The sequence below is a fragment of the Streptomyces crystallinus genome (assembly GCF_039521265.1).
Lineage (GTDB): Bacteria > Actinomycetota > Actinomycetes > Streptomycetales > Streptomycetaceae > Streptomyces > Streptomyces crystallinus.
The window spans coordinates 58,960-82,624 of the sequence record NZ_BAAACA010000001.1 but is presented as its reverse complement, the minus strand read 5'-3'; the positions used below and the strand labels follow the sequence as shown (position 1 = coordinate 82,624).

The following is a 23,665-nucleotide window of genomic DNA, read 5'->3' as shown; positions in this document are numbered from 1 at the left end:
CGCCGCTCGCGTACGGCCGCAGCCGCGCGGCAGCGCCGCCGCCGCCCGCGCTCCCGCCCTCGTTGAACAATTGACGTCCTGGGGAAATCCTCCCCCGAACCGCGCCCGGATAGCCGGGCGCCTCTTACCGAGTGGCGTCGATCACCTTATGCGCCGAGCCCCGTCCCGGGATTCCTTTGCCTCATCCATAGGTCCGCGCGACGTGAATGCGCACCGCAATGGATAACGGACACAAAGCCCGGAAAACGGTAAGGTGACACCAGTAAGCAGCCGTGCGTGAAGTTGCCGTACGGCGGTGTGTGCGCAAGGTGTTCGACTGCGAAAGTTCCGCGGTTGCACGGGCGCGCTTCGCGTATACCTTCGTACGGTGTGGCCGCCGCGGCCCGGTCCGAGCGGCCGCCGCTCCGGCTACGTGCCCCGGATACCCGCAGGTCAGCACGGCCCTCATGAGTGCCTCCGGGCCGCCGTACCCGCGTCCACGGCCCGCTGACTTGAGCATATTGCGTCCCCTTGCGGAACCGGGGATTATCAAGAGTCCGCGCGATTCAAGATTCCCTCCAGCAGGAATCCACCGCACGTTTTGATCCGCGTCTGCACACCGCTCGCCCGCCGTTCCCATGAAGCGAGCCTCCGTGTAATTCTGGCCGACGTCGCCAAGGTGCGGCGCGCTATTGATGCTCTCTTACGTGGTCACGAGCGATACAGGACAAGAGGGGGGCCACATGCCCACGAATACTTCGGACGACTCACTCGACGAGGTGGAAGGCTCGGTATCCGGGCGCAACAAGGTGATCGCCGAGCGCCGGCGCAGCGAGACGTGGAAGAAGCCGCCGCGCCGCATCGAGCGGGCCGAGTGCATCACCTGCGACACCTGCCTGCGTGCCTGCCCGCCCGAGTTCAACGCCATCTTCGACAACGGGCTCGATGTCGTCATCATCCCCGAGCTCTGCTCGGGCTGCCCCAAGTGCGTCCTGGAGTGCCCCGTCGACTGCATCTACGTGGACGAGGACTGGACCCCGACGTCCGACGAGATGTGGAACCACATCGGGCTGACCTCTGAGGGTGTGTCATGACGAGCTTCGCCGAACGCAACGGCACTTCGCGCCGGGCCATCAACGCCAAGAAGCGGCAGAGCCGCCGGCCCAGCCGCCTGGGCGCGGTGGCCGGCGCCACCCCCAAGCCGGACCGCGTCAAGGACGAGGAGGCCGGCTTCCCCACCCTCCTCAAGAACGCCTGGGAGAAGGCCGTCGAGGCCCCCGACCTGCGGACCGCGGTGACCACCCTGCTCACCCTGGACGGCCATGTCCCCGCCGACGTCCAGCTGCGCGCCCTGCGCACCGCCGACGAGGCGGCGCTCAAGGTCCTGTGCGGCATCTCGTGGCGCGAGGAGGACCTGGCCGCCCCGGTGCGCGACGCCAAGGAGCGCCCCGCGTTCCTGGGCGAGCTCGGGCTGACCACCACCGGCCGCATCGCCATCCGCGTCCCCTCCCAGGGCTCCCTCGCCGACGAGGAGACCCTGGTCGACGGAGTGATCAGCGTGCCGTGGTCGGCGCAGGACCTGCTCGATTACGAGAGCGAGGTGGGCCGCGCTGCCGCCCGCTACGCCGACCAGGTCGTCGACTGCCGCCAGTGGCTGGCCGCGCTCGGCACCCAGGCCCGCGACGAACTCCTGGAGACGGTAAGGGAGTCCGCGCTGCGGACCGCCCCCTTCGTCCTGCACCAGGAGGGGAAGCTCTACACGAACTTCCGCGAGGGCAACAACCTCATCGGCAAGACCCTCTGGGCGGGCCACCCCAACGAGACCTTCAGCAGCCTGCTGGGCGTCGAGATGGAGCGCTGGTCCGACCACGACGCGATGCTGGTCGTCTGCCTCACCCTGCTCGTGCGGTCGGCGGGCGCCGGCCGGATCGAGGAGGCCAACGGCACCCAGCTCTCCCTGGACCACCTCGCGTTCATGCTGGAGCGCTGCCGCCAGAACTACAACGCGGTGCCCGGCGGCGAGCCCGTCCCGCCCGCCCCCACGCACCGGGTCGAGGCGCTCAACAAGCTGGCCGTGGCGCTGCGCGAGCGCCGGGTGGGCCACGTCTTGCCCAACGCCCAGCTCTACCGCGAGATCCACGGCGCGCTGATGCACAAGATCGAGCGCCTGGCCGGGCCGTACGGCGAGGCGTCCAAGCGGCGCGAGGCGGCCCTCACCGAGCGGCTCAGCGACCGGCTGCCGGTCACCGGCGCCACCTTCGAGGAGCTCGGCGCGAGCCTCGCCGCCTCCCCGGGATGGCTGGCGCGGCCGTACGGCGACTTCGGCACCGGCCTCGAGGCCCTGGTGTACGAGACGGTGGCCGCCGCGACCGACGTCTTCGAGGCGGACTTCGCGATGAGCCGCGGCATGCGGTCCATCCCCGAGCTCATGCGCGCCCTGCGGGAGCAGAGCTACGCCGAGATCACCAAGTGGGACATCACCGACTTCTTCTGCTGTGTGGTGCCCGCCCCGTCGGCCAGGCGCCACTACGAGGACTCGGTGCTCCAACTCGCCGACAACGCCTGGGCGATGTCGTCGCGGATGCAGTACAACTCCTGGCACTTCATCGCCGGCAACCTGCCCAAGGTGCCCGCGGTGGTGGAGCGCGACCACTTCATCCCGCCGACCATTCCGGACGTCGCCTTCTACTCCGACCAGCACCACCACGGGCATGTCGCCACCAAGGTGCGCTTCAGCATCCGCAGCCCGCAGTCGGTCGAGATCATGGGCCGGCCGTTCAACGGGTTCATGGACCTGCGCCTGCTGCGCTGCGACGGCACGCCGTTCGACGAGAGCGACCTGCTCGCCGCCCACCGGACCTCCGGGTTCATCGCCGGTGCCATGAGCGCGGCCGCCGCGCTGGTGGCCGCGGGCGAGGACATCGAGGTCACCGCCTTCGACTCCGAATGGCACCTCAAGTCGGTCCAGGCCGCGGCGGCGGGCGCCAGGCAGCCGCACCGGGTGTCGTGACCGGCGTCCCACCTGTCCTTGCAAGGAGATCCGTTGACCTCCATCGGTGACATACGCGAGCTCCTCGCCCGGGGCGAGCTCACCGCGGCCGAGCACGTCCAGTCGGTCCTCACCACGATCCAGAAGACCGACATCGAGCTCGGGGCGTTCGTCTCGGTCGCGGGCGACGAGGCCGTACGGGAGGCCGAGCTGGCCGACGCCCGGATCCATGAGCTGGGCCGGGCGGCGTTCGAGCGGCAGCCGCTGCTCGGGATCACCGTCTCGGTGAAGGACCTCATCCAGACCGGGGGCCTGCCCACCGCCCGGGGGTCCCTCCTGGAGAACCGGCGGCCCCGCGCCGACGCGCCCTCGGTCGCGCGGCTGCGGGCCGCCGGGGCGATCGTCGTGGGCAAGACCACGACCTCGGAGTACGGCTGGAGCGCCTCCACGGTGAGCCGGGTGGCCCCTCCCACCCGCAACCCGTGGGACCCCGACCTCACCGCCGGCGGCTCCAGCGGCGGCGCCGCGGCCGCGGTGGCCGCGGGCCTGGGCTCGGGGGCGCTGGGCACCGACGGCGCGGGCTCCATCCGTATCCCCGCCGCGTTCTGCGGAGTCGTCGGCTACAAGCCGTCGTTCGCCAAGGTGCCCTATGTGCCCGCCTGCGCCGACCGGCTCTCCCACCAGGGGCCGATCGCGCGGACCGTGCCGGACGTCATCGAGCTCGCCTCGGTGATCACCGGCGGGCACCCGGGCGACCCGGACTCGCTGCTCGGCGCCCTCGACGTGCCCGTCGAGCGGCGCTCGCTCAGGATCGGCTGGATCGAGTTCCCCGGCACCTCGCCGGAGATCCGCCGGGTCAGCGAGCAGGCGCTGCCCGCGCTCGCCTCCCAGGGCCACCGCGTGGAGCGGATCGAGGTGCCCTTCCGCGACCCGTACCCGGCGCTCGTCGACATCCTGGCCGCCGGCGACGCCGCCGCCACCTCCCCCGCCGACGAGGAGTGGTGCGACCCGGGCCGCCTGGCGATCGTCCGGCACGGGCGCACGCTCAGCGGCGCGACCGTGATGCGCGCCGAGGAGGTGCGGCTCGCGCTGCGCACCACCCTGCACCAGATCTTCGACCGGTACGACCTGCTCGCCATGGCCACCGTGCCCATCGAGCCGTTCGACCCGCACGCGATCGGCCCCCAGTGGGCGAGCCGTCCGGAGGACCTGCTCTGGCTGGCGTGGACACCCGCCACGTATCCCTTCAATATGACTGGCCAGCCGGCCGTTTCCCTCCCGGCCGGACTCACCCGCGCCGGACTCCCGGTGGGGCTCCAACTCGTGGGCCCGTTCGGGGCGGACGATCTGGTCCTGTCGGCGGCACGCCGTCTCGAGGCGGACCTCGGTCCGCTGCCGGCCGCACCGGACCGAGTAACCGAAAGGATCCTGTAACCCATGTACTCCCGGTCGTGGTCCCGCCCCTTCTCCGAGTCGGGCGGTGTCGGACGCCCCGCGTTCGTCACCGAGTTCGGGCTCTGGAGCGATGAACAGGCCGCCGCCGCCGAGCAGATCGAGGCGTCGCTCCACGAGGTCGACCTCGTCCGCCTGGCCTTCGGCGACCCGCACGGTCTGGCCCGTTCCAAGACGCTCACCGCCGACGCGTTCCGCTCGGTCCTGCGCAACGGCATGGACTTCAGCTCGGGGCCCTTCATCTTCGACACCGGCCACGCCGCCGCGCTCGACTACCTCGCCGACCCGGGCGTCGGTGTCGACGAGATCGCCGGCGCCGGCAGCTTCGTCCTGGTGCCGGACCCGCTGACCTTCCAGATCCTGCCGCACGAGGGCCCGCGCACCGCCTGGGTGCTCGGCGACGAGTATCTGCGCGACGGCTCCCCGCACCCGCTGTCGGCGCGCAACGTGCTGCGCCAGGTGGTGGCCCGGTACGCGGAGCGCGACCTCACGCCGGTGCTCGGCCTGGAGGTCGAGTGGTACCTGACCAAGCGGCTGCCCGGTCCCCCCGGGAACGCGGGCAACGGCTTCGGCCTCCAGGGCGCGGCCCCGCAGGTCGAGGCGGTGAACTCGGGCTACCAGTTCAACCTGGACTCCCACTACGACTCGGTCGCCCACTTCACCAGCCCGCTCGCCCTCAAGCTGCTCGAACTCGGCCTGCCGCTGCGGTCGATCGAGCACGAGTCGGGCCCGGGCCAGATCGAGACGACCTTCAACCCGATGCACGCGCTGGACACCGCCGACGCGATGCTGCTGTTCCGCACCGTGGTCAAGCAGACCGCGACGCGCCAGGGCTACCACGCCACCTTCATGTCGCTGCCGCGCGTCGACAGCTTCGACCCGAGCGGCTGGCATCTGCACCAGTCGGTGATGGACGCGAGCGGCCGCAACATCTTCGCGGCCGAGGGCGGCGGCATCTCGGACCAGGGCCGGGCGTACATAGACGGCCTGCTGGCCCGGGCCCGCGACCTGTGTCTGCTCTCGGTGCCGACCGTCAACGGCTACCGCCGCCTCAGCTCGGAGTTCACGCTCTCGCCGACCCGGATCGGCTGGAGCTACGAGGACCGCAGTGTGATGCTGCGCGTCGTCGGCGGCGGCTCCGCCACCCATATCGAGAACCGCACCGGCGAGCCCACCGCCAACCCGTACCTCGCCCTCGCCGCCCAGCTCTCCGCGGGCTTCGACGGGCTCACCGCCACGCCCGGCGCGGCCCCGCGCCCGGCCGGCACCGAGGGTGCGTACGAGACGCTGCCGCAGTCGCTCGACGAGGCCCTGGAGGCCTTCCGGGCCGGTCAGGGCGCCGAGCTGCTCGGCAAGCCGCTGGCCGCCACGCTGGCCAAGCTCAAGGCGAGCGAGGTCTCCCGCTTCGAGGCCTGGCGCGCCCAGGAGCGGCCCGCCGAGGGCCAGGTCACCGAGTGGGAGCAGCGCGAGTACTTCGAGGCCTACTGATGGCCGCCCGTCCCGACCGGGCCCGCTGATGGCCCTCGTGAACCATTTGTCCACTAGCTCACCCTGGGGGTGCTGGCCCATATGATTCCCCGCTATACCCTGCCCGCGATGGCGGACATCTTCTCGGACCAGGCGCGGTACGCGACCTGGGTCCGGGTGGAGATCCTCGCCTCCGAGGCCCAGGTCCGCCTGGGCCGGGTGCCCGAGGACGCCGTCGAGGACATGCGGCGGGCCGCGGTCCCGACCCCCGAGCGGGTGCAGGAGATCGAGCGGGAGCGGGACCACGAAGTGCTCTCGTTCCTCGCCGCCTACTGCGAGGGCATCCCCGACGAGTCGGCCCGCTGGGTCCACCTCGGCATGACGAGCTACGACCTGGTCGACACCTCCCTCGGATACAACCTGGGCCGCGCCACCGACCTGGTCCTCGCGGCCGGCGTGGAGCTGCGCAAGGTGCTGGTCGAGCGGGCGCTCGAGCACTGGGAGACGGTCATCGTCGGCCGCACCCACGGCGTCCACGCCGAGCCGACCTCCTTCGGCCACAAGCTGGCGCAGTTCGCGTTCGCCGTGGACCGCTCGCTCACCCGCCTCAAGGCGGCCCGCAAGGCCGTGGCGGTGGGCACCATCTCGGGTTCGGTCGGCACCTACGCGCTGATCGACCCCTCGGTGGAGGCATACGTCTGTGAGGAGCTCGGGCTCGGTGTGGAGCCGGCGCCCAGCCAGGTCGTCGCCCGCGACCGGCACGCCCAGCTGCTCCAGGCGGTCGCCCTGCTCGGCGCGAGCATCGAGCAGGTCGCCCTGGAGCTGCGGCTGCTCCAGCGCACCGAGGTCCGCGAGGTGGAGGAGCAGCGCACCTCCGCGTACCAGGGCTCGAGCGCCATGCCGCACAAGCGGAACCCGACCACCAGCGAGCGTCTGAACGGTCTGGCGCGGCTGCTGCGCGGATACGCGGCCACCGCCCTGGAGAACGTGGCGCTGTGGCACGAGCGCGATCTGGCCCACCAGTCGGTGGAGCGGGTGATCCTGCCGGACGCGCTGTCGGTCGGCCACTTCCAGGCCACCATGGCGACCCAGCTCGTCCGTGACCTCAAGGTGTTCCCGGACCGCATGCGGGCCGGTATCGACCGCACCGACGGCCTCGTCTACAGCTCGGCGGTCCTCGCCGACCTGCTGGCGGACGGGGTGGAGCGGGAGAAGGCCTACCGCGCCGTCCAGGCAGCGGCGAACCGTACCATCGCCACCGGCGAGCACTTCGGCCAGACGCTGCGCCAGGAGGGCATGGACATCGGCCAGCTGCGCCCGGAGCGTTTCCTCGTCAACCACGGTGTGATTCTCGATCGATTGGAGCAGCTTCGTGACCTGGAAGATTGAGCGTGTGGAGGGTGCCGACCTGGACCTGGAGGAGGTCCTCGAGGTCTACCGCTCCTCCGGGCTCGGCGAGCGCCGTCCGATCGAGGACGTGGAGCGGTTCGCCGCCATGGTGCGGGGCGCCAATCTCGTGGTCGTGGCCCGCGCGGAGGGCAGGCTCATCGGCATCGCCCGCAGCATCTCCGACTTCAGCTACGCGACGTACCTCTCGGACATCGCGGTGAGCGGCGACTACCAGCGCTCGGGCATCGGCCGGGCGCTGATCGACGCCACGCGGAAGGAGGCGCCGCAGGCCAAGGTCATCCTGCTGTCGGCGCCCGCGGCGGTGGAGTACTACCCGCACATCGGCTTCACCCAGCACAACTCCGCCTGGGTTCTCAACCCGTAGGAAACCGGCGGCAGTTCAGACGAAAGGCCCCCGCGGCCCGGCTCGGCCGGGCGCGGGGGCCTTTCGTGTGTACGGGGTGTGCAACAGCGGAGTTGCACGGAATGGAGATTCCGGCGGATTCCTGGTAAAGCAACGGGGCCTCCGGGGGTAAAGTCAATCACCCCGGAGGCCCCGGCCGAATACCCGTCTTACCGTCGGTAGCCATTCCTGGCCGCCGCACCAAAGAATTCTTTGGATATATGACGGTTGTTCAACTTGTTTTTCTTCTCTTGCGGGCGGGCGGAAAGGCGGAATTTCACCCGTTGCCGAGCTTGAAACCGACCCCGCGCACGGTAATGATCCATCCGCTGTCACCCAGCTTGCCGCGAAGACTGCTGACATGGGTGTCGACAGTGCGGCGCGACCATGAGTCGCCCCAGACCTGCTGAAGCAGGCGCTTACGCGGAATGACCGTGTCCGGATGGGAGGCGAGCAGGCAGAGGAGATCGAATTCCTTGCGGGTCAGCCCCACCTCGCGGCCGTCCAGGCTCACCTCGCGGGAGCTCACGTCAATACGCAACCGCCCGTGCAAGATCTCTCTGGCAACAGGCGGCTGGAACCGCGCTCGACGCATGACGGCTTCGATCCGTGCCATTAATTCCCGGAAGCCGTACGGCTTGACCACATAGTCGTCCGCGCCGGCCTGGAGGCCGAGGACGCAGTCGAGCTCGGAGCCGCGGGCCGTGACGATGATGACCGGGATGCCGCTGACCGAGCGGATGGCCCGGCAGACCTCCAGGCCGTCGAGGTCCGGAAGCTCCAGGTCCAGCAGGACGAGATCGACGTCCTCGTACGCCTGGAGGGCGGTGCTGCCGCTCTTGACACCGATGGCCTCGTGGCCGTGCCTGCGCAGCCGGCACACCAGGGACTCGGCGCCGTCGGCATCGCTGTCGACCACGAGGATCCGCCGGCCCCGGGAGAGGCCGGCCACCCTGCGCACCGCTTCCGACACGCCTTCTTCGATCAGGTGTGGTCCCCCTGGACCACGCTGGACAGGTATATGAGGCTCCAGCACTGCCTCTGACGAACTCTGAGTCATGCCTCCCCCGCGAGTCATGTCCCTCCCCCATCTGAGTGAGTCCAAGAATGAGATCCGATCCGGATCTCACCGACGAACACCGACGAACCTACAGACCGCTGCTACGGAATTCAAAGAGGTTCGAGCAAATAACAAATAAACTGTGTCGGTTATTGAGCGAGATCGGACAGGGCGCCACTCGTTTCCCTACGTGATCACGGCTGGGAGCCCCCGTCAACCAGTCCCCGCCATGCGGAGCGGAACGCTGGTAGGTCCGTTGATTCAACCAAGGGTAACTCGCCGCGACTCACATAATCCGGCCATCTTGGCGCGCCTCTGACGTTGACGCAGCCATGACATGATGTTCGCCACATTGCCTGGAGGTTTACGAAATTCAGGCGGCTCTGCTGACGACAAGTTAAATAGCAGGTGTCCAAGTGGCGTCCGGATGGCCGGTGGCTTGAATTCGCCGGTACTGCGCCTCAGTCGGGCGCGTCTCGCGCCTCCCAGCGCTCCCTGTGATCGGGCTGTAGCTTGCAGTACGGCAACACCTGCATGACGAAGACCCCCATTCACCGCACAGAATGGTCTTCGGGGAGAGTGCGTGTCAAGTAAAGTCCGGGCGCCCTGAACAGCGGCGCGCCCCGGGCGGGGCCGCCGGGTGAGGGCGGCCCGCTCGGGGCGCTGCGTACTGTTCTTCGCACCGGAATCCGCTGCTACGGCCACTAATTGACGAGCCGTCAGGCTTTTCCGTCAGGCGAGCACCGGGCCGCCCGCCCGCCAGGTGCGCGGGCCGTCGAAGCCCGTGGCCCGGTCGGTGCGGCGCCAGCTCGCGGAGCGGCGCTGGCGCGGGATCATCACCCGGGCCGCCTCGGCCCGTGCCTCCATCGCGGAGAAGTGCGCGAAGAACAGCGCGGCCAGCGCCGCCAGTTCCTCGGGATCCGGATTACCGCGCTCCACTCTCAGCAGCTCACGGCAGTGCTCCAGGGTCATCTCGGCAGGCTCGGCGGCGGTCTCGGCGGGCTCGGTGATCTGGGTCATCTCGCTCATGTCGGTCACCTCTCTACGGGAGTCGGGCCGGTGGTCCCTACGGAAGTCGGGCCTACTGGGGCGGGTTGCCGTGCTTGCGGCGGGGCAGTTCGGCGTCCTTGGCGATGAGCATCGCGACCGAGCGGCACAGCACCGAGCGGGTCTCGCGCGGGTCGATGACGTCGTCGACCAGACCGCGCTCCGCCGCGAAGTAGGGGTGCACCAGCTCGTTCTTGTACTCCTCGATCTTCTGCGCGCGCATCGCGTCGGGGTCCTCGGCCGCCGCGATCTCCCGGCGGAACACCACGTTCGCCGCGCCCTCGGCGCCCATCACCGCGATCTCGTTGGTGGGCCAGGCGAACGAGAGGTCCGCGCCGATGGAGCGCGAGTCCATCACGATGTAGGCACCGCCGTACGCCTTGCGCAGCACCACCGAGATACGAGGCACGGTCGCGTTGCAGTACGCGTACAGCAGCTTCGCGCCGCGCCGGATGATGCCGTCGTGCTCCTGGTCCACGCCCGGCAGGAAGCCGGGGACGTCCACCAGGGTGATCAGCGGGATGCTGAAGGAGTCGCAGAACTGGACGAACCGCGCGCCCTTCTCGCTCGCCTTGATGTCCAGGACGCCCGCCATGGCGGAGGGCTGGTTGGCGACGATGCCCACCACATGGCCGTCCAGCCGGGCCAGCGCGACCACCAGGTTGGGCGCCCAGTTGGCGTGGATCTCCATGTACTCGCCGTCGTCGACGAGCTCCTCGATCACCCCGCGCACGTCGTACGAGCGGTTGCCGTCGGCCGGGACCAGGTCGAGCAGCGCCGTGCCCTCGCGGTCCACCGGGTCCGAGGTCTGGGCCAGCGGCGGCATCTCGCGGTTGTTGGAGGGCAGCAGCGACAGCAGAAAGCGGACCTCGGCGAGGCAGGTCTCCTCGTCGTCGTACGCGAAGTGCGCCACGCCCGAGACCCCGGCGTGCACATCGGCCCCGCCGAGCCCGTTCTGGGTGATCTCCTCGCCGGTCACCGCCTGCACCACGTCCGGGCCGGTGATGAACATCTGCGAGGTCTCACGGACCATGAAGACGAAGTCGGTGAGCGCGGGCGAGTACGCGGCGCCGCCCGCGCACGGGCCGAGCATCACGGAGATCTGCGGGATCACCCCGCTGGCCTTGGTGTTGCGCTGGAAGATGCCGCCGTAGCCGGCCAGCGCCGAGACGCCCTCCTGGATACGGGCGCCGGCGCCGTCGTTGAGGGACACCAGCGGGGCGCCTGCCGCGATGGCCATGTCCATCAGCTTGTGGATCTTGGAGGCGTGGGCCTCGCCGAGGGCGCCGCCGAAGATGCGGAAGTCGTGGGCGTAGACGAAGACCGTACGGCCCTCGACCGTGCCCCAGCCGGTGATGACACCGTCCGTGTACGGCTTCTTCGCCTCCAGGCCGAAGCCCGTCGCACGGTGCCTGCGCAGCTGCTCGACCTCGGTGAAGCTGCCCTTGTCCAGCAGGAGTTCGATGCGCTCGCGGGCGGTCAGCTTGCCCTTGGCGTGCTGCGCCTCGGTGGCCTTGTCGCTCGGGCCGCGGACGGCCTGCTCCTTGCGCTCGCCGAGCTCGTCCAGCCGGTCGGTGACCTCGGCAGAGGACTGGGTGGTCGCCATGGTGTTCTGTTCCCCCTGTACGTTGCGGATTCTCGGTGCGGAATCGACTGCCTGCACGGTCACGTCGGGTGGTTGCGCAGTGCCGCCGCGGCGGCGTAGCCCGGCTGTACGGGCACGTTGCGCACCGTCCAGCCGTCCGGGCGGCCCCGGGCGTCGCGGTCGCCCAGGTAGTCCGCCGCGGGTGAGCGGGTGAGTCCGGTGCCCAGTCCCTTGAGATAGGCCTCCTTGCGGGTCCACAGCCGGGCGAACGCGAGGGCCCGCTCCTCGTCGGGCAGCGCGCGCAGCTCCTCGCGCTCCCGCGGGTGCAGCCGGGGCAGCACCATCTCGACGGCCTCGGGCGACGGCACCCGCTGGACGTCCACGCCCACCGGGGCCGCCGCGACCCCGATGGCGATCAGGCCGTGGCTGTGCGAGAGGTTGAAGTGCAGCGGCACGGGCGGATCGATCAGCCGCGGCTTCCCGTACGGCTCCCCGCCCCGCCCGATGGCGATACGGCCGGGCTCCAGACCGGTGTACGCGGCGAGCAGGCCGCGCAGGGCGGCGTGTGCGGTGACGTACTGGATCCGGTCGCGCACGGACACGTAGGACGCCGCGCGGGCCTCCTCCAGCTCGTCCAGGGCCTTCATCAGCGGGCACACCGGCGCCACCTCCTCGGCGGGCGGCCGGAACACCAGCAGGTGCAGCCGGCCCGCCGCGGGGGCCGCCCGCAGCGGCGTACGGGTCGCGTTCACCGGCCCACCGCCTCGTGGACGGGGCCGCCCTGCTCCGGGTCGCCCTCGACGGCCTGGTGGGCCGCGGCGGGCTCCTCGTGTCCGCCGCGCCGGTCGTAGGCGAGCGCGGTGAGCGCCGCCGCCAGCGAGACGAGGCCGCCCACATAGAAGCCCGAGCGGGCGCCGAGGTGTTCGGCGAGCCAGCCGATCAGCAGCGAGCCCAGCGGGGTCGAGCCCTGGAGGATCAGGGTGTACAGCGCCATCACCCGGCCCCGGTACCGCGGGTCGCTGCCGAGCTGGACGCGGTGGTTGACGGCCTGGACGAAGAAGATGGTGGCGCCGCCGGTGAGCGAGAGCAGCGCGATCGCGGCGGGGTAGTTGGGCGCCCAGCCCGCCACCGTCTCCAGTACGGCGAACACCAGGGCCGCGCCCACCACGAGCCGGCTGGAGGGGCGGCCGCGGCGGGCGGTGGTGGCGAACGCGGCGATCAGCGAGCCCGCCGCGAACCCGGTGGTGAGCAGCCCGAAGGAGGCCGCGTCGGCGTCGAAGACGGTCTTGGCGTACAGCGGCAGGGTGAGCTGGAAGTTGAGGCCGAAGAGCGAGATCACCCCGACCAGGGCGAGCGGCAGCTTCAGGTCCGGGCGCCCGGCGACGTACCGGAGCCCGTCGACCACCCGGGGCCGGCCGTCCTGGCGGGCGCCGACGAGCAGCTCACCGGCCCGCATCATGCGCAGCCCGACCACGGTCGCCAGATAGCTGACGGAGTTGAACAGCATCACCCAGCCGGTGCCGAAGCCGGTGATGAGCAGCCCCGCGAGCGCCGGGCCGACCACCCGGGCGGTGTTGAAGTACGCGGCGCTCAACGCCGAGGCGTTGGGCAGCAGTTCGGGCCCCACCAGCTCGCTCACGAACGACATCCGGGTCGGCACCTCGACGGCGTTGACGACCCCGAGCCCGAACGCGCACAGCCAGATGTGCCACAGCTGCACGGCGTCCGCGAAGGCGAGGAGCGCGAGCACCAGCGCCAGCACCCCGGACGCCAGGTTGGCGCAGGTGAGCAGCAGCCGCTTGTCGTAGCGGTCGGCGAGGCGTCCGCCGTACAGGGTGAGCAGCAGGAGCGGGGTGAACTGGAGCGCGGTGACGACGCCGAGGGCGGTTCCGGAGTTGTCGGCGAGACCCAGGACGATCCAGTCCTGAGCCACGACCATCATCCAGGTGCCCGCCACGGAGACGACCTGTCCGGCCGCGAAGAGCCGGAAGTTCCGTACGGCCAGGGAGCGGAAGGGATGGGCGAAGGTGCTGGTCATAGGCTCGGATGCTCAGGCATCGCGTCCCGTCCTGGTGATGCAGTCCTCCAGGAACGCGAGCGTGCGCAGGTGGTAGGAGCGGGCCGCCCAGCCGAGGCTGATGTTGTGGCCGGCGTCCGGCTGGCGGTCGACGACGATGCGGGGTGAGGAGGTCAGCTGGGCGGCGAGGTCGGCGAGGTCCTGCTCGCCGTGCAGCCACCAGCCCTCGTGCTCGGCGAAGGTGAGGCGGACGGGGATGCGGACGCGCGGCGCCAGGGCCGCGAACAGCTCAGGCCAGCGCTTGAGTTCGTCCGCCTCGCGCTCCGGCATCGGCGCCACCAGGGAGCCGCTGCTGCGGAATGTGTTGGGCGGGTAGAGCCGCAGCGGGCCCCAGTGCCGGGCGATGTGCTTGAGGCCCTTGCGCAGCACGCCCGGGGTGACGGCGTAGCGGTGGCCGCAGCCGGAGATGTCGAGGCCGAGCAGGCCGTCGCCGGTGCAGTGGGCGGCGGCGGAGAGCGCCAGCTTGCCGCCGAAGGAGTGGGCGACGAGCAGGACGCCGACGCCGGTGGGGTACTTGGCGGTGAAGTCGTCGATCCCGGCGCGCAGCACGTCGGTCTGCTCGGCGACGGTCAGGCCCTCGGGCAGCTGGGCCGCGGACTGCCCGTAGCCGGGCCGGTCGACGGCCAGCACGGTGTAGCCGAGCCGGGCGCCCAGGGTGAGCAGGGACAGCTCGGGGTGCGCCTGCCCGTCGAAGTACCCGGCGCTCATCCCTCCGCCGTGCACGGCGACGACGGTGGCGCGGGGGGCGCCCTCCGGCTCGCACAGCAGCGCGGACAGGGTGACACCGCCCGCGTCCAGGGTGATCCTGCGGACCCCCTGGGAAACGGCCCCCGGTGCGAGCGTGCTTTCCATCAGTGCCCCCGTTTGCGTTGAGGTTGGTGTCGCCGCGAGCCCGCGCCCCTTGAGGGGCGCGGGGAACTGCGCGACCAGCCACCGACGGCCCGCAGACGCGAAACCGCCTTCAGAACCGAGCTCTCCCGCGTCACGAACCCGCCGGACCGAACCACTGCCCGAGGGCGGCCTCCAGGGCCGGAACGTCGTCCCCGGCCCAGGCGACATATCCATCGGGCCGTACGAGCACGGCACCCGCGCCCGCGAGCGGATCGACCCCACCGTCCACCGGCTTGGCCGAGGCCGAGACCACGTCGACCCGCCCCTGCCACGCGGCGGCAACGCCCCGTACGGCAGAGGAGTCGCCCAGATCCAGCAGCACCCCACGAGCCGGGTGCAACAACGCCGTCGTGCTGGTCTCGCCGTCCGCCAGGACCAGCGTGCGGTGTGCGATCCGGCGCCCCACCAACGGGTGCTCGCCGCCCAGCTCGTACCGGATGTCCAGACCACTGACGATCCCCGCGAGGTGCCGCTTCACGTCGTCGTACTGGATGAGCTCGCCGAAGAGCTGGCGCAGCGGATCGGCCTCGGGGCCGCCGAGGAAGACCATGCCCTGGGCGCGGGTGTTCATCAGCAGACGCGCGCCGACCGGGTGCCGCTCGCCGTGGTACGTGTCGAGCAGTCCCTCGGGAGCGGTCCCGGCGATCTCGGCGGCCAGCTTCCAGCCGAGGTTGGCCGCGTCCTGGACGCCGGTGCTCAGGCCCTGGCCGCCGGCCGGCAGATGGACGTGGGCGGCGTCGCCGACCAGCAGGACCCGGCCGCGCCGGTACTCGGAGGCCTGGCGGGTGGCGTCGCTGAAGAAGCTGACCCACTCGGCGCCGCCGTGCGAGATGTCCTCACCGGTGATCGACTGCCAGGCGGCGGCGACCTCCTCGAAGGAGACCGACTCACCGCTGGCGCGAGGGGGCGCGTTGTCGGGGCAGACGATGATCCGGTCCACGCCCGGGGCGAGCGGCGCCGCCATCACCATGCCGTTGTTGAGCCGCTCCCCCAGGAAGCGCGGGCGCAGCTCGCAGCCGGTCACGTCGGCGAGGAACATCGCCCGGGTCGCCGAGGTGCCCGGGAACTCGAACCCGGCGGCCTCGCGCACCACGCTGCGGCCGCCGTCGGCGCCCACCAGGTAGGACGCGCGCAGCTTGCGTACCGCGTTCGGCGTCTGGACGGTGATCTCGACGTCCTCGCCGTCCAGGAAGCCGTCGGTCAGCTCCAGGAACTCCCAGCCGCGCCGGATGTCGACGCCCAGCTCGGCCGCCCACTCCTCCAGGACCGCCTCGGTCTTGTACTGCGGGATGCCGCGCGCCCCGAAGTGCCCGCCCTCCAGGACGGTGTAGTCGAACTGCACCCCGCCGAAGTGGCCCATCGGGCTGATCTCCAGCGTCTCGCCCTGGCCGAACCGGGGCAGCAGCCCCCGCTGGTCGAAGATCTCCATGGCGCGGGCCGTGAAGCCGAGGCCCCGGGACTGCCCGGTGGGCTTCTCCAGCCGTTCGACGACGACGACCCGCGCCCCGCCGAGGCGCAGTTCGCCCGCGAGCATGAGGCCGGTCGGACCCGCGCCGACGATGATGACATCGGTGTCCACGGCTGTCCCCTCCATAGTGTTCCCTTTCCTGGACGTGCCCTGTGGTGCCCTGTCGTGCTGAGGAGTGGTGCGGTCGTGCGCCGGGGTGGGGGGTTGTACGGGATTCAGTGCGAGGGGCCGAACCAGCGCTCCAGGGCCTCCCGCAGCCCGGTGCCGTCGGTGTCCGGCGCGCCCGCCCAGGCCACATGGCCGTCGGGGCGCACCAGGACGGCGCCCACGCCGTCGAGGGCGCCGTCCCTCTCCGGCGCGGCCGGCAGCACGGTGACCCGGTCGGCCCAGCCGGAGGTGTCCGGCAGCGCCGCACCGCCGCCGGACAGATCGAGGAGCACACCGCGAGCGGTGCGCAGCAACTGGGCCGTGTTCACCGGGCCTTCGCCGGTGGTCAGGCCCGCGTCCGGCAGCCGGGCGCCCAGCAGCGGGTGCGCGGGGCCGCCGACGTCGTAGCGGATGTCGAGACCGCTGATCATCCCGGCGAGGTGCGCCCGGACGTCGTCGTGGGTGAGGAGCTCGGTGAGCACCGAGCGCAGCGGCTCGACCTCCGGGCCGCCGAGCAGCAGCATGGCCTGGGCCCTGATGTTGGACAGGACCCGCCGGCCGACCTCGTGGCGTTCGTCGTGGTACGTGTCGAGCAGGCCCTCGGGGGCCGCCCCGCCGAGGTGCAGGGCGAGCTTCCAGCCCAGGTTGAAGGCGTCCTGGAGGCCGAGGTTGAGGGCCTGGCCGCCGATCGGCATCTGGCGGTGGGCCGCGTCCCCGGCGAACAGGATCCTGCCGTGGCGGTAGTGCGTCAGCTGGCGGTTGGCGTCGCCGAACGAGTTCGCCCACAGCGGGGTCCCGCCGCTGATGTCCTCGCCGGTGACCCGCTTCCAGACGGCCGCGATCTCGCCGAACTCCGGGTCGCCGGTGCGCGGTTCGGCCACGGAGCCGAACTCGTGCACCATCACCCGGGTCACCCCGTCGCGGGTCGCCGCGATGGCGAGCCCGGCGGGCAGCCGCTCGAAGCGGCGGTTGGGGATGGTCACCCCGGCGACGTCCGCGCGCAGCAGCTCGCGTCCGGCGTCGTTGCCCGGGAACTCGGCCCCGGTGAGGCGGCGCACGGTGGAGTCCTCGCCGTCGCACCCGACGAGGAAGCCACCGCGCACCACGACCGTGCCCTCGGGCGCGGCCGCCGTCGCCTCGACGAAGTCGTCCCCCTCGGACACCTCGCGCAGCTCGTGGCCGCGCCGGATGTCCACGCCCAGCGAGAGCGCCCACTCCTGGAGCAGGGCCTCGGTCCGGGTCTGGGGCATCTTCCACTGCCCGGGGAAGGGGCTGGGCAGGGTGAGGTCCATCGGGATGCCGCCGAAGTGGCCGCGCGGCTCGTTCGGCGGCGTCCCGAAGACGTCGAGCAGACCACGGCTGTCGAGGAGCTCCATGGTGCGCGCGTGCAGCGTGGAGGCCCTCGACTCCGTGGTGGGCGTGGCCCGTTGTTCCAGTACGACCACTTCGGCTCCGCCCAGACGCAGCTCACCGGCGAGCAGGAGCCCGACGGGGCCGGCGCCGACGACGATGACCTGGGTCTCGAGGCGGTCCGTGGTGGTCATGCGGGATCAGCCCTTCGACTCGGCGTACGTCTTGGCGTGGTTGAGCGTGGCCGTGCTGTTGGTGGACAGCGCGGTGTGCACGTACTCACGGGCGTCCGCGACGGTGGCCTCGGGGCCGAGGATCTTCGCGATGTTGTCCGTGTTGAGCGTGACGGTGTGCTGCGAGGAGGCGGCCGTGCCCTCCGGGGTCTCCTCGAACGTCCAGATCCCGGTGTGCAGGGTCATCAGCGCGGGCAGCGTGACCTGCTTGTACGCGATCTTGTGGTTCGGGAAGGTCACCCGGTACGACTTGGTGGTGTGCACCGAGCCGTCCTTGGCGCGGGTGTCCATCTCCAGGGTCTGGAGCCCGGGGGTGTCCTCGGTCAGCCGGACCACGGCCACGTGCGGCAGCCGCTCGGACCACAGGTTCGCCTCGTTGATGAAGTCGAACAGGTCCTTGGGCGAGCCCTGGACGATGACGGTGTCGGTGAACGAGAACGTCACCTCCTCGGTGGCGTGCGCGAGCTCGACGTTCTGCTTGAGCGCGGCCAGCTCCGAGCGGCTGTTCTTGTCGACCGCCTCGTCGATCCAGGCCAGGCCCTCGGGGTCGTCGTCGATGGCCCGGTAGTCGTGGAGCAGCCGGACCCGCGAGGAGTTCTCCCCCAGGGTCTCGATGATCCAGGTGCCGCCCATCGCCGCGACCGGAGGCGTGGTGACCTCCTGGCGGAAGGTGATGCGCAGCGCCTCGGGGTCCAGCTCGCGGTGCGAGGTCCAGTTCTTGGCCTCGCCGTTGGCGGTGGCCCAGATCCGGATGCGCTCGTGGTTGCCGTTCTCGCCGACCTGGTCCACATAGATCGTGGGCGGGAAGATCCGCGGCCAGTTGACCACCTCTGCCAGCAGCCGGTACACCGCCGCGGCGGGGGCGTCGATGGTGATCTCGTGCTCGACCTCACGGGTCGTCATATCCACTCCTCCTTCGGGTGTGCGGGCGGGCTAGAAGTTGCCGAGGCCGCCGCAGACGTTGAGCGCCTGCGCGGTGATGGAGGCGGCGGTGTCGGAGGCCAGGTAGCCGACCAGGCCCGCGACCTCGTCCGGGGTGGAGTAGCGGCCGAGCGGGATCTTGGCCTGGAACTTCTCCAGGATCGCGTCCTCGGAGGTGGAGTACGCGGCCGCGTAGCCCTGCCGCACCCGCTGCGCCATCGGCGTCTCGACGTAACCCGGGCAGACGGCGTTGACCGTGATGCCGGTGGGCGCGAGCTCGTTGCCGAGGGCCTTGGTGAAGCCGACCACGCCGTGCTTGGAGGCCGAGTACGGGGCGCCGAGCACGACGCCCTGCTTGCCCGCGGTGGAGGCGATGTTGATGATGCGGCCGCGGTCCTTGTGGCGCATGCCGCCGGTGTTCAGCACCTCGCGGGTCACCCGGAAGACGCTGTTCAGGTTGGTGTCGATGACGGCGTCCCACAGCTCGTCCTCGATGTCGGCGGTCACCCCGCCACCCGAGCGGCCGGCGTTGTTGACCAGCACGTCGACGGTGCCGAAGCGGTCGACGGCCGCCTGCACGAAGGCCTTGACGCTGTCGGCGTCGGTGACGTCGAGCGCCGAGCCGTCCGCGTCGAGGCCCTCGCCCTGGAGCTGCTTGACGGTCTCGGCGACGTTCTCGGCGTTGCGCGCGCCGATGAAGACCTGGTGGCCCTGGGAGGCGAGCAGCCGGGCCACGGAGAGCCCGATGCCGCTCGTGGCGCCCGTGATCAGTGCGACCCGTGCGGTGTTCTCGGTCATGTCGGTGTTCCTTGTCTGTGGCTCAGGCGGCGGACGCGGCGGACAGCTGGGTGTTGACGACCTCGATGAGGGCGCGCGGGGTGGTGGCGTCGGTCAGCGCGTCGTCGTCCAGCGAGATGCCGTACTCACGCTCGATCCGGCCGCCCGTCTCCAGCAGAGCGAGCGACTCGTATCCCAGGACCTCGAACTCGGTGTCCAGAATGTCGCCGTCCAGGTCGACGCCCTCGTCGGCGCCCGCTGCCTCGAGGAGGATGCGCTTGAGGTCGTCGAGGGTGAACGTGGTGGCCATGGGATTTCCCTTTCCTAGAAATACGGCATTGCCGGGTGTCTGTGGCTGGACCGCGCCCCCGGGGGGCGCGGGGAACTGCGCGACCAGCCACAGACGGCCCGCAGTCGAAGACCACGCCCCCGCGGAGCGCTACGCGGAACGGACGACGACGGCGGAGTTGAACCCGCCGTAGCCGCGCGCCAGGACCAGTGCCGTACGCACCTGCGCCGTGCGCGGCTGGCCCAGGACCAGGTCCAGGTCGTACTCGGCGGCCGGGTCGATGTGCACGGTGGGCGGGATGACCCCGTCCTTGATGGCGAGGAAGGCGGCGGCCAGGTCCAGCGGGGCCGCGCCCGAGTAGAGCCGTCCGGTCATCGTCTTGGGCGCGGTGACCGCGACCGCCCGGGTGCCGAAGACCGCGTTGATCGCCTCGGCCTCCTGGCGGTCCAGCTCCGGGTCGGCGGCCGCGTCGGCGAAGACCACGTCCACGTCGCCCGGGGCGACCCCCGCGTCGGCCAGGGCGAGTTCGATGGCCTTGCGCAGCCCCGGCGGGCGGCCGGAGCCGGCCTTGGGGTCGATGGTCGAGCCGTATCCGGAGATCTCGCCGTAGATCCGGGCGCCGCGCGCCCGGGCCGCCTCGGCGTCCTCCATGATCAGGATGGCGCCGCCCTCGCCGGGCACGTACCCCGCGGCCTCGCGGTCGAAGGGCAGATAGGCGCGGGTCGGCTCCTCGCTGGTGGAGAGCCGGTCGCTGGCCAGCTGCGCCACCCAGCCCCACGGGCAGACGGAGGCGTCGATGGCGCCGGAGACGATCAGCGCGGTGCCCTTGCGGATCTGGCGGCGGGCCTGCGCCACCGCGTCGAGCCCGCCGGCCTGGTCGCTGACGACCACGCCGCTGGGGCCCTTCATCCCGTTGCGGATGGAGATCTGGCCGCTGTTGACCGCGTAGAACCAGGCGAAGGACTGGTACGCCGAGACGTACTGGCTGCCCTTGGACCACAGCGCCTGGAGCTCGCCCTGGCCGAACTCGAAGCCGCCGGCCGCGCTCGCGGTCACCACGCCCATGTCGAACTCGGGGAGCTCGGCCGGGGTGATGCCCGCGTCGGCGAGCGCCCAGTCGGCCGCGACCAGCGCGAGCCGGGTCACCCGGTCGGTCTGCGGCAGCAGCCGGCTCGGCAGCAGGTCCTCCGCGACGAAGCCCGGGACCTCGCCCGCCAGCTTGGCCGGGTAGGAGGACGGGTCGAAGCGGGTGATGCGGCCGATGCCGCTCTTGCCACCGACGGTCGCCGCCCAGTAGTCCTGGATGCCGAGCCCGTTGGGGGACGCCACCCCCAGGCCGGTGACCACCACGGACGACGTCATGCGAGCTTCCTCTCGGGACGGGCGAGCACCACGGCGCTCTGGAAGCCGCCGAAGCCGCTGCCGACCGAGAGGACCGCGTCGGTCTTCCGGTCGCGGGCGGTCAGCGGGACATAGTCCAGGTCGCACTCGGGGTCGGGCGTGTGCAGGTTGGCCGTGGGCGGTACGACGTTGTACTCCATGGCGAGCGCGGAGGCGGCGATCTCGATGGAGCCGATCGCGCCGAGCGAGTGCCCCACCATCGACTTGATGGAGCTCATCGGCGTCCGGTAGGCGTGCTCGCCGAGGATCCGCTTGACGGCCGCCGTCTCGTGGCGGTCGTTCTGCTTGGTGCCGGAGCCGTGGGCGTTGATGTAGTCGATCTCGTCGCCGTTCATCCGCGCCTCGTCGAGCGCCACCCGGATCGCCTCGGCCATCTCCGCGCCGTCGGGCCGCAGTCCGGTCATGTGGTACGCGTTGGAGCGCGTGGCGTAACCGGCGATCTCGGCGTAGATGTGGGCGCCGCGCCTGACCGCGCTCTCCAGCTCCTCGAGGACGAAGAAGGCGGTGCCCTCGCCGAGGACGAAGCCGTTGCGCGAGTTGTCGAACGGCCGCGAGGCGGTCTCCGGCTCGTCGTAGCGGTTGGTCGTGGCCTTGATCGCGTCGAAGCACGCCATGGTGATCGGCGAGATCGGCGCGTCCGAGGAACCGGCGACCATGACGTCGGCGGAGCCCTCGCGGATCAGCTCGACGGCGTAGCCGACCGAGTCGATGCCGGAGGTGCAGCCGGTGGAGACCACGGTGCTGGGGCCCTCGGCGCCGACCGCCCAGGCCACCTCGGCCGCGAACGAGCTCGGCACCAGGTGGTTGTAGAGGTGCGGCACCGCGTACTCGTGGTCCACCAGGTCCAGCCGGCCGCCGTCGCTGACGACCCGGTACTCCTCGTCCAGACCCATGGTCGCGCCGACCGCGCTGCCGACGGTGACGCCGACGCGGTACGGGTCGAGGCCGCTCAGGTCGAGGCCGCTGTCGGCGACCGCGCCGCGCGAGGCGACGACCGCGAACTGGCCGGCCCGGTCCATGCGCCGGACCTCCTGCGGGCTCAGACCGTGCTCGTACGGGTCGAAGTCGATCTCCGCGGCCACCCGCGAGCGGAACGGCGTGGGGTCGAAGAAGGTGATCCCACGCGTCGCCGTGCGGCCCTCGCTGAGGAGACTCCAGAAGTTCTTGGTGCCGATTCCACCCGGGGCGAGCACCTCCATCCCCGTGATGACGACCCTGCGAGGCGTTGTCACGCGCCCGCCTCCCAGTTGTAGAAGCGGGCGGCCATGGCGTCGGCGGGCGAGCGCCAGGTGGCCGGGTCGTACGCCTGGATGAACGGCTTGAGGTCGTTGCTGATCCCGATGAACCGCGGGTCGTTCTTCGCGGCCTCGATCAGCTCACCGCCGTTGTCCGCGTCGAAGTCCTGCAGGTGGAAGTAGAGGCCCCGGTAGGAGAACAGCTGACGGCGCAGCGTTCCCATCCGGTGCGGCATCTCCGTCGCGTCGAACTCGGCGAACAGCTTGGCGACGTCGGTGCTCGAACCGGGTTCCATGCGGGCGACGATGAGCGTGCTGTGCATACGTATTCGCTCCTCAGCGGTTGCGGTTGATCCGGCACTGGCTCCGCTCCTGGCGCGTACGACGTCGGACGCGCCCGGATACGAGGGCCATGAGCGGGAGTTGAGCGAGAGGATCAGCGGTGGCGAACCACGCCCCGGATCATGTATTCAAGGGTCTTCTGATCCCGCTCGCCGTTCAAGGCGCCCCGGTTCAGGTCTACGTCCGGTTCGGTCAGGTTCCGCAAATACACCGCAGCCATGTCAGAGAACACGCAACGAAGAGCAGCGATGCGCAGCGGAATTGTCACGTCGGCGTCAGATGCCGTCAGGTCGCGAACCGGAGCGTCTCCCCTGCCCGTTGGGGTGCGGAGGAGGCGTGAGAGGGCTGTGGTGCGGGCCCGGAAAGCCGGAACGCCCGGCTCCAGGAGCGGAGCCGGGCGTTCGGTGCTGCTGCTGTGCGGTGATTACTCACCGGCCGCGCGGGTGTGGACCACGCGGTAGGTGTTGGAGTCCACCGACGTCAGGAGCGAGCCGGTGCGGCGCTCGGCGTCCAGGCGGGCGGCGGGCTTGGCGTCCTGCGCGGTGCCCTGGTAGGCGTCGAACGCCTCCTTGCTCTCCCACTGCGAGTAGGAGACCACGAAGGAGCCCTCGAGGCCGCGGGCGGCGATGCCCTTGAGGATCGTGTGGGAGACGTAGCCGGGAACGTCGGCGAGGAACTTCATCGACGGGCCGAGCGCGTCCACCAGGTCGTCCTGGTTCTTCTCCTCGACACCGAAGACCGCGATCACGGTGTAGTCGGAGCGCTCCGGGGAGATCTCGACACCCTCGCCCGACTTGGTCTGGGAGTACGCGATCTCGTTCTGGAGCAGCCGGATCGAGGTGGTCAGCTCGCCGAAGAGCGGGAGCGTACGGTGCTTGAACTCCTCGCCGTCGTAACGGTCCTCCAGGTCCGCGCGGCTGCGCCACTGGATGAAGTTGGCCGTGCCCGGCTTGTCCACACCGGCGTGCACGGTGGAGGACATCCAGCCCGGGTAGGCCGCCGAGTCGACGATCTCGCGCATCGCGCCGAGCAGACCCTCCTGCTTCTCCGGGGCGTCCGTGGAGAACAGGTTGAGGACGGTCAGGTTCTTGTCATCGCTGGAGATCTTGGGCATGTTCTTCGCTTCCTTCGAGGTACGAATGTGAAAGAACGGGGCGTCAGAC

Annotated in this window: 22 protein-coding genes; 6 read left to right on the top strand and 16 right to left on the bottom strand. The window is 70.8% G+C overall.

What is annotated here, in order from left to right; translation table 11 throughout:
* Positions 1-722: 722 nt before the first annotated feature.
* From ABD236_RS00355 to ABD236_RS00330, 6 genes are all read left to right on the top strand, one after another.
* A complete protein-coding gene (locus ABD236_RS00355) occupies positions 723-1,073 on the top strand; it encodes a 4Fe-4S dicluster-binding protein (RefSeq protein WP_344068205.1) in 351 nt (116 codons plus the stop codon).
* The gene (locus ABD236_RS00350) at positions 1,070-2,989 is read left to right on the top strand and encodes a hypothetical protein (RefSeq protein WP_344068202.1); all 1,920 of its coding nucleotides are present in this window, start codon (positions 1,070-1,072) and stop codon (positions 2,987-2,989) included. The genes ABD236_RS00355 and ABD236_RS00350 overlap by 4 nt, the downstream gene beginning before the upstream one ends.
* A 33-nt stretch (positions 2,990-3,022) precedes the next feature.
* Positions 3,023-4,402: an amidase gene (locus ABD236_RS00345; protein WP_344068199.1), complete on the top strand. Its 1,380-nt coding sequence runs from the start codon at positions 3,023-3,025 to the stop codon at positions 4,400-4,402.
* Between the two features lie 3 nt (positions 4,403-4,405).
* Complete coding sequence (locus ABD236_RS00340; RefSeq protein WP_344068196.1) at positions 4,406-5,908, top strand: glutamine synthetase family protein; 1,503 nt, start codon at positions 4,406-4,408, stop codon at positions 5,906-5,908.
* A gap of 81 nt (positions 5,909-5,989) precedes the next feature.
* Positions 5,990-7,276, top strand: a complete 1,287-nt coding sequence (gene purB / locus ABD236_RS00335) for an adenylosuccinate lyase (RefSeq protein ID WP_344068193.1) — start codon at positions 5,990-5,992, stop codon at positions 7,274-7,276.
* Positions 7,260-7,661 (top strand): GNAT family N-acetyltransferase, encoded by a 402-nt coding sequence (locus ABD236_RS00330; RefSeq protein ID WP_344068190.1) that lies wholly within the window; start codon positions 7,260-7,262, stop codon positions 7,659-7,661. The genes purB and ABD236_RS00330 overlap by 17 nt, the downstream gene beginning before the upstream one ends.
* 295 nt (positions 7,662-7,956) lie before the next feature.
* Here ABD236_RS00330 and ABD236_RS00325 read toward each other — a convergent pair whose 3' ends face one another.
* From ABD236_RS00325 to ABD236_RS00250, 16 genes are all read right to left on the bottom strand, one after another.
* A complete protein-coding gene (locus ABD236_RS00325; RefSeq protein ID WP_425543792.1) occupies positions 7,957-8,757 on the bottom strand; it encodes a response regulator transcription factor in 801 nt (266 codons plus the stop codon).
* Between the two features lie 714 nt (positions 8,758-9,471).
* On the bottom strand, positions 9,472-9,768 hold the full coding sequence (locus ABD236_RS00320; RefSeq protein ID WP_234386600.1) for an acyl-CoA carboxylase epsilon subunit: 297 nt from the start codon (positions 9,766-9,768) through the stop codon (positions 9,472-9,474).
* A gap of 52 nt (positions 9,769-9,820) precedes the next feature.
* A complete protein-coding gene (locus ABD236_RS00315) occupies positions 9,821-11,392 on the bottom strand; it encodes an acyl-CoA carboxylase subunit beta (RefSeq protein WP_344068178.1) in 1,572 nt (523 codons plus the stop codon).
* A gap of 59 nt (positions 11,393-11,451) precedes the next feature.
* Positions 11,452-12,123, bottom strand: a complete 672-nt coding sequence (locus ABD236_RS00310; protein WP_344068175.1) for a 4'-phosphopantetheinyl transferase family protein — start codon at positions 12,121-12,123, stop codon at positions 11,452-11,454.
* Entirely contained in the window at positions 12,120-13,409 is a 1,290-nt protein-coding gene (locus ABD236_RS00305) for an MFS transporter (RefSeq protein WP_344068172.1), read from the bottom strand. Before ABD236_RS00305 ends, ABD236_RS00310 begins: the two co-directional genes overlap by 4 nt.
* A gap of 12 nt (positions 13,410-13,421) precedes the next feature.
* Entirely contained in the window at positions 13,422-14,300 is an 879-nt protein-coding gene (locus ABD236_RS00300; protein ID WP_344068169.1) for an alpha/beta hydrolase, read from the bottom strand.
* Positions 14,301-14,430: 130 nt separating this feature from the next.
* Positions 14,431-15,918, bottom strand: coding sequence for an FAD-dependent monooxygenase (locus tag ABD236_RS00295; protein WP_486387784.1), 1,488 nt, complete (start codon positions 15,916-15,918; stop codon positions 14,431-14,433).
* A 104-nt stretch (positions 15,919-16,022) separates the two neighbouring features.
* Positions 16,023-17,498: an FAD-dependent monooxygenase gene (locus ABD236_RS00290; RefSeq protein ID WP_344068163.1), complete on the bottom strand. Its 1,476-nt coding sequence runs from the start codon at positions 17,496-17,498 to the stop codon at positions 16,023-16,025.
* 6 nt (positions 17,499-17,504) lie between these two features.
* Entirely contained in the window at positions 17,505-18,440 is a 936-nt protein-coding gene (locus ABD236_RS00285; RefSeq protein ID WP_344068160.1) for an aromatase/cyclase, read from the bottom strand.
* Positions 18,441-18,470: 30 nt separating this feature from the next.
* Positions 18,471-19,256 (bottom strand): 3-oxoacyl-ACP reductase FabG, encoded by a 786-nt coding sequence (fabG, locus tag ABD236_RS00280; protein ID WP_344068157.1) that lies wholly within the window; start codon positions 19,254-19,256, stop codon positions 18,471-18,473.
* A gap of 22 nt (positions 19,257-19,278) precedes the next feature.
* On the bottom strand, positions 19,279-19,545 hold the full coding sequence (locus ABD236_RS00275; protein WP_344068154.1) for an acyl carrier protein: 267 nt from the start codon (positions 19,543-19,545) through the stop codon (positions 19,279-19,281).
* Between the two features lie 129 nt (positions 19,546-19,674).
* Positions 19,675-20,886 (bottom strand): ketosynthase chain-length factor, encoded by a 1,212-nt coding sequence (locus ABD236_RS00270; RefSeq protein WP_344068151.1) that lies wholly within the window; start codon positions 20,884-20,886, stop codon positions 19,675-19,677.
* A complete protein-coding gene (locus ABD236_RS00265; protein ID WP_344068148.1) occupies positions 20,883-22,157 on the bottom strand; it encodes a beta-ketoacyl-[acyl-carrier-protein] synthase family protein in 1,275 nt (424 codons plus the stop codon). The genes ABD236_RS00270 and ABD236_RS00265 overlap by 4 nt, the downstream gene beginning before the upstream one ends.
* The gene (locus tag ABD236_RS00260; protein WP_067162612.1) at positions 22,154-22,483 is read right to left on the bottom strand and encodes a TcmI family type II polyketide cyclase; all 330 of its coding nucleotides are present in this window, start codon (positions 22,481-22,483) and stop codon (positions 22,154-22,156) included. The genes ABD236_RS00265 and ABD236_RS00260 overlap by 4 nt, the downstream gene beginning before the upstream one ends.
* Positions 22,484-22,596: 113 nt before the next feature.
* Positions 22,597-22,770, bottom strand: coding sequence for a hypothetical protein (locus tag ABD236_RS00255; RefSeq protein WP_344068141.1), 174 nt, complete (start codon positions 22,768-22,770; stop codon positions 22,597-22,599).
* A 156-nt stretch (positions 22,771-22,926) separates the two neighbouring features.
* A complete protein-coding gene (locus tag ABD236_RS00250; RefSeq protein WP_344068138.1) occupies positions 22,927-23,616 on the bottom strand; it encodes an antibiotic biosynthesis monooxygenase family protein in 690 nt (229 codons plus the stop codon).
* Positions 23,617-23,665: the final 49 nt, after the last annotated feature.

What these genes read in the sequence shown, in the direction of transcription:
- ABD236_RS00355 (WP_344068205.1), top strand. Translation starts at nt 723, where the DNA reads ATGCCCACGAATACTTCGGACGACTCACTCGACGAGGTGGAAGGCTCG.
- ABD236_RS00350 (WP_344068202.1), top strand. Translation starts at nt 1,070, where the DNA reads ATGACGAGCTTCGCCGAACGCAACGGCACTTCGCGCCGGGCCATCAAC.
- ABD236_RS00340 (WP_344068196.1), top strand. Translation starts at nt 4,406, where the DNA reads ATGTACTCCCGGTCGTGGTCCCGCCCCTTCTCCGAGTCGGGCGGTGTC.
- purB (WP_344068193.1), top strand. Translation starts at nt 5,990, where the DNA reads ATGATTCCCCGCTATACCCTGCCCGCGATGGCGGACATCTTCTCGGAC.
- ABD236_RS00325 (WP_425543792.1), bottom strand. Translation starts at nt 8,757, where the DNA reads ATGACTCGCGGGGGAGGCATGACTCAGAGTTCGTCAGAGGCAGTGCTG.
- ABD236_RS00320 (WP_234386600.1), bottom strand. Translation starts at nt 9,768, where the DNA reads ATGAGCGAGATGACCCAGATCACCGAGCCCGCCGAGACCGCCGCCGAG.
- ABD236_RS00315 (WP_344068178.1), bottom strand. Translation starts at nt 11,392, where the DNA reads ATGGCGACCACCCAGTCCTCTGCCGAGGTCACCGACCGGCTGGACGAG.
- ABD236_RS00305 (WP_344068172.1), bottom strand. Translation starts at nt 13,409, where the DNA reads ATGACCAGCACCTTCGCCCATCCCTTCCGCTCCCTGGCCGTACGGAAC.
- ABD236_RS00300 (WP_344068169.1), bottom strand. Translation starts at nt 14,300, where the DNA reads ATGGAAAGCACGCTCGCACCGGGGGCCGTTTCCCAGGGGGTCCGCAGG.
- ABD236_RS00290 (WP_344068163.1), bottom strand. Translation starts at nt 17,498, where the DNA reads ATGACCACCACGGACCGCCTCGAGACCCAGGTCATCGTCGTCGGCGCC.
- ABD236_RS00285 (WP_344068160.1), bottom strand. Translation starts at nt 18,440, where the DNA reads ATGACGACCCGTGAGGTCGAGCACGAGATCACCATCGACGCCCCCGCC.
- fabG (WP_344068157.1), bottom strand. Translation starts at nt 19,256, where the DNA reads ATGACCGAGAACACCGCACGGGTCGCACTGATCACGGGCGCCACGAGC.
- ABD236_RS00275 (WP_344068154.1), bottom strand. Translation starts at nt 19,545, where the DNA reads ATGGCCACCACGTTCACCCTCGACGACCTCAAGCGCATCCTCCTCGAG.
- ABD236_RS00270 (WP_344068151.1), bottom strand. Translation starts at nt 20,886, where the DNA reads ATGACGTCGTCCGTGGTGGTCACCGGCCTGGGGGTGGCGTCCCCCAAC.
- ABD236_RS00260 (WP_067162612.1), bottom strand. Translation starts at nt 22,483, where the DNA reads ATGCACAGCACGCTCATCGTCGCCCGCATGGAACCCGGTTCGAGCACC.
- ABD236_RS00250 (WP_344068138.1), bottom strand. Translation starts at nt 23,616, where the DNA reads ATGCCCAAGATCTCCAGCGATGACAAGAACCTGACCGTCCTCAACCTG.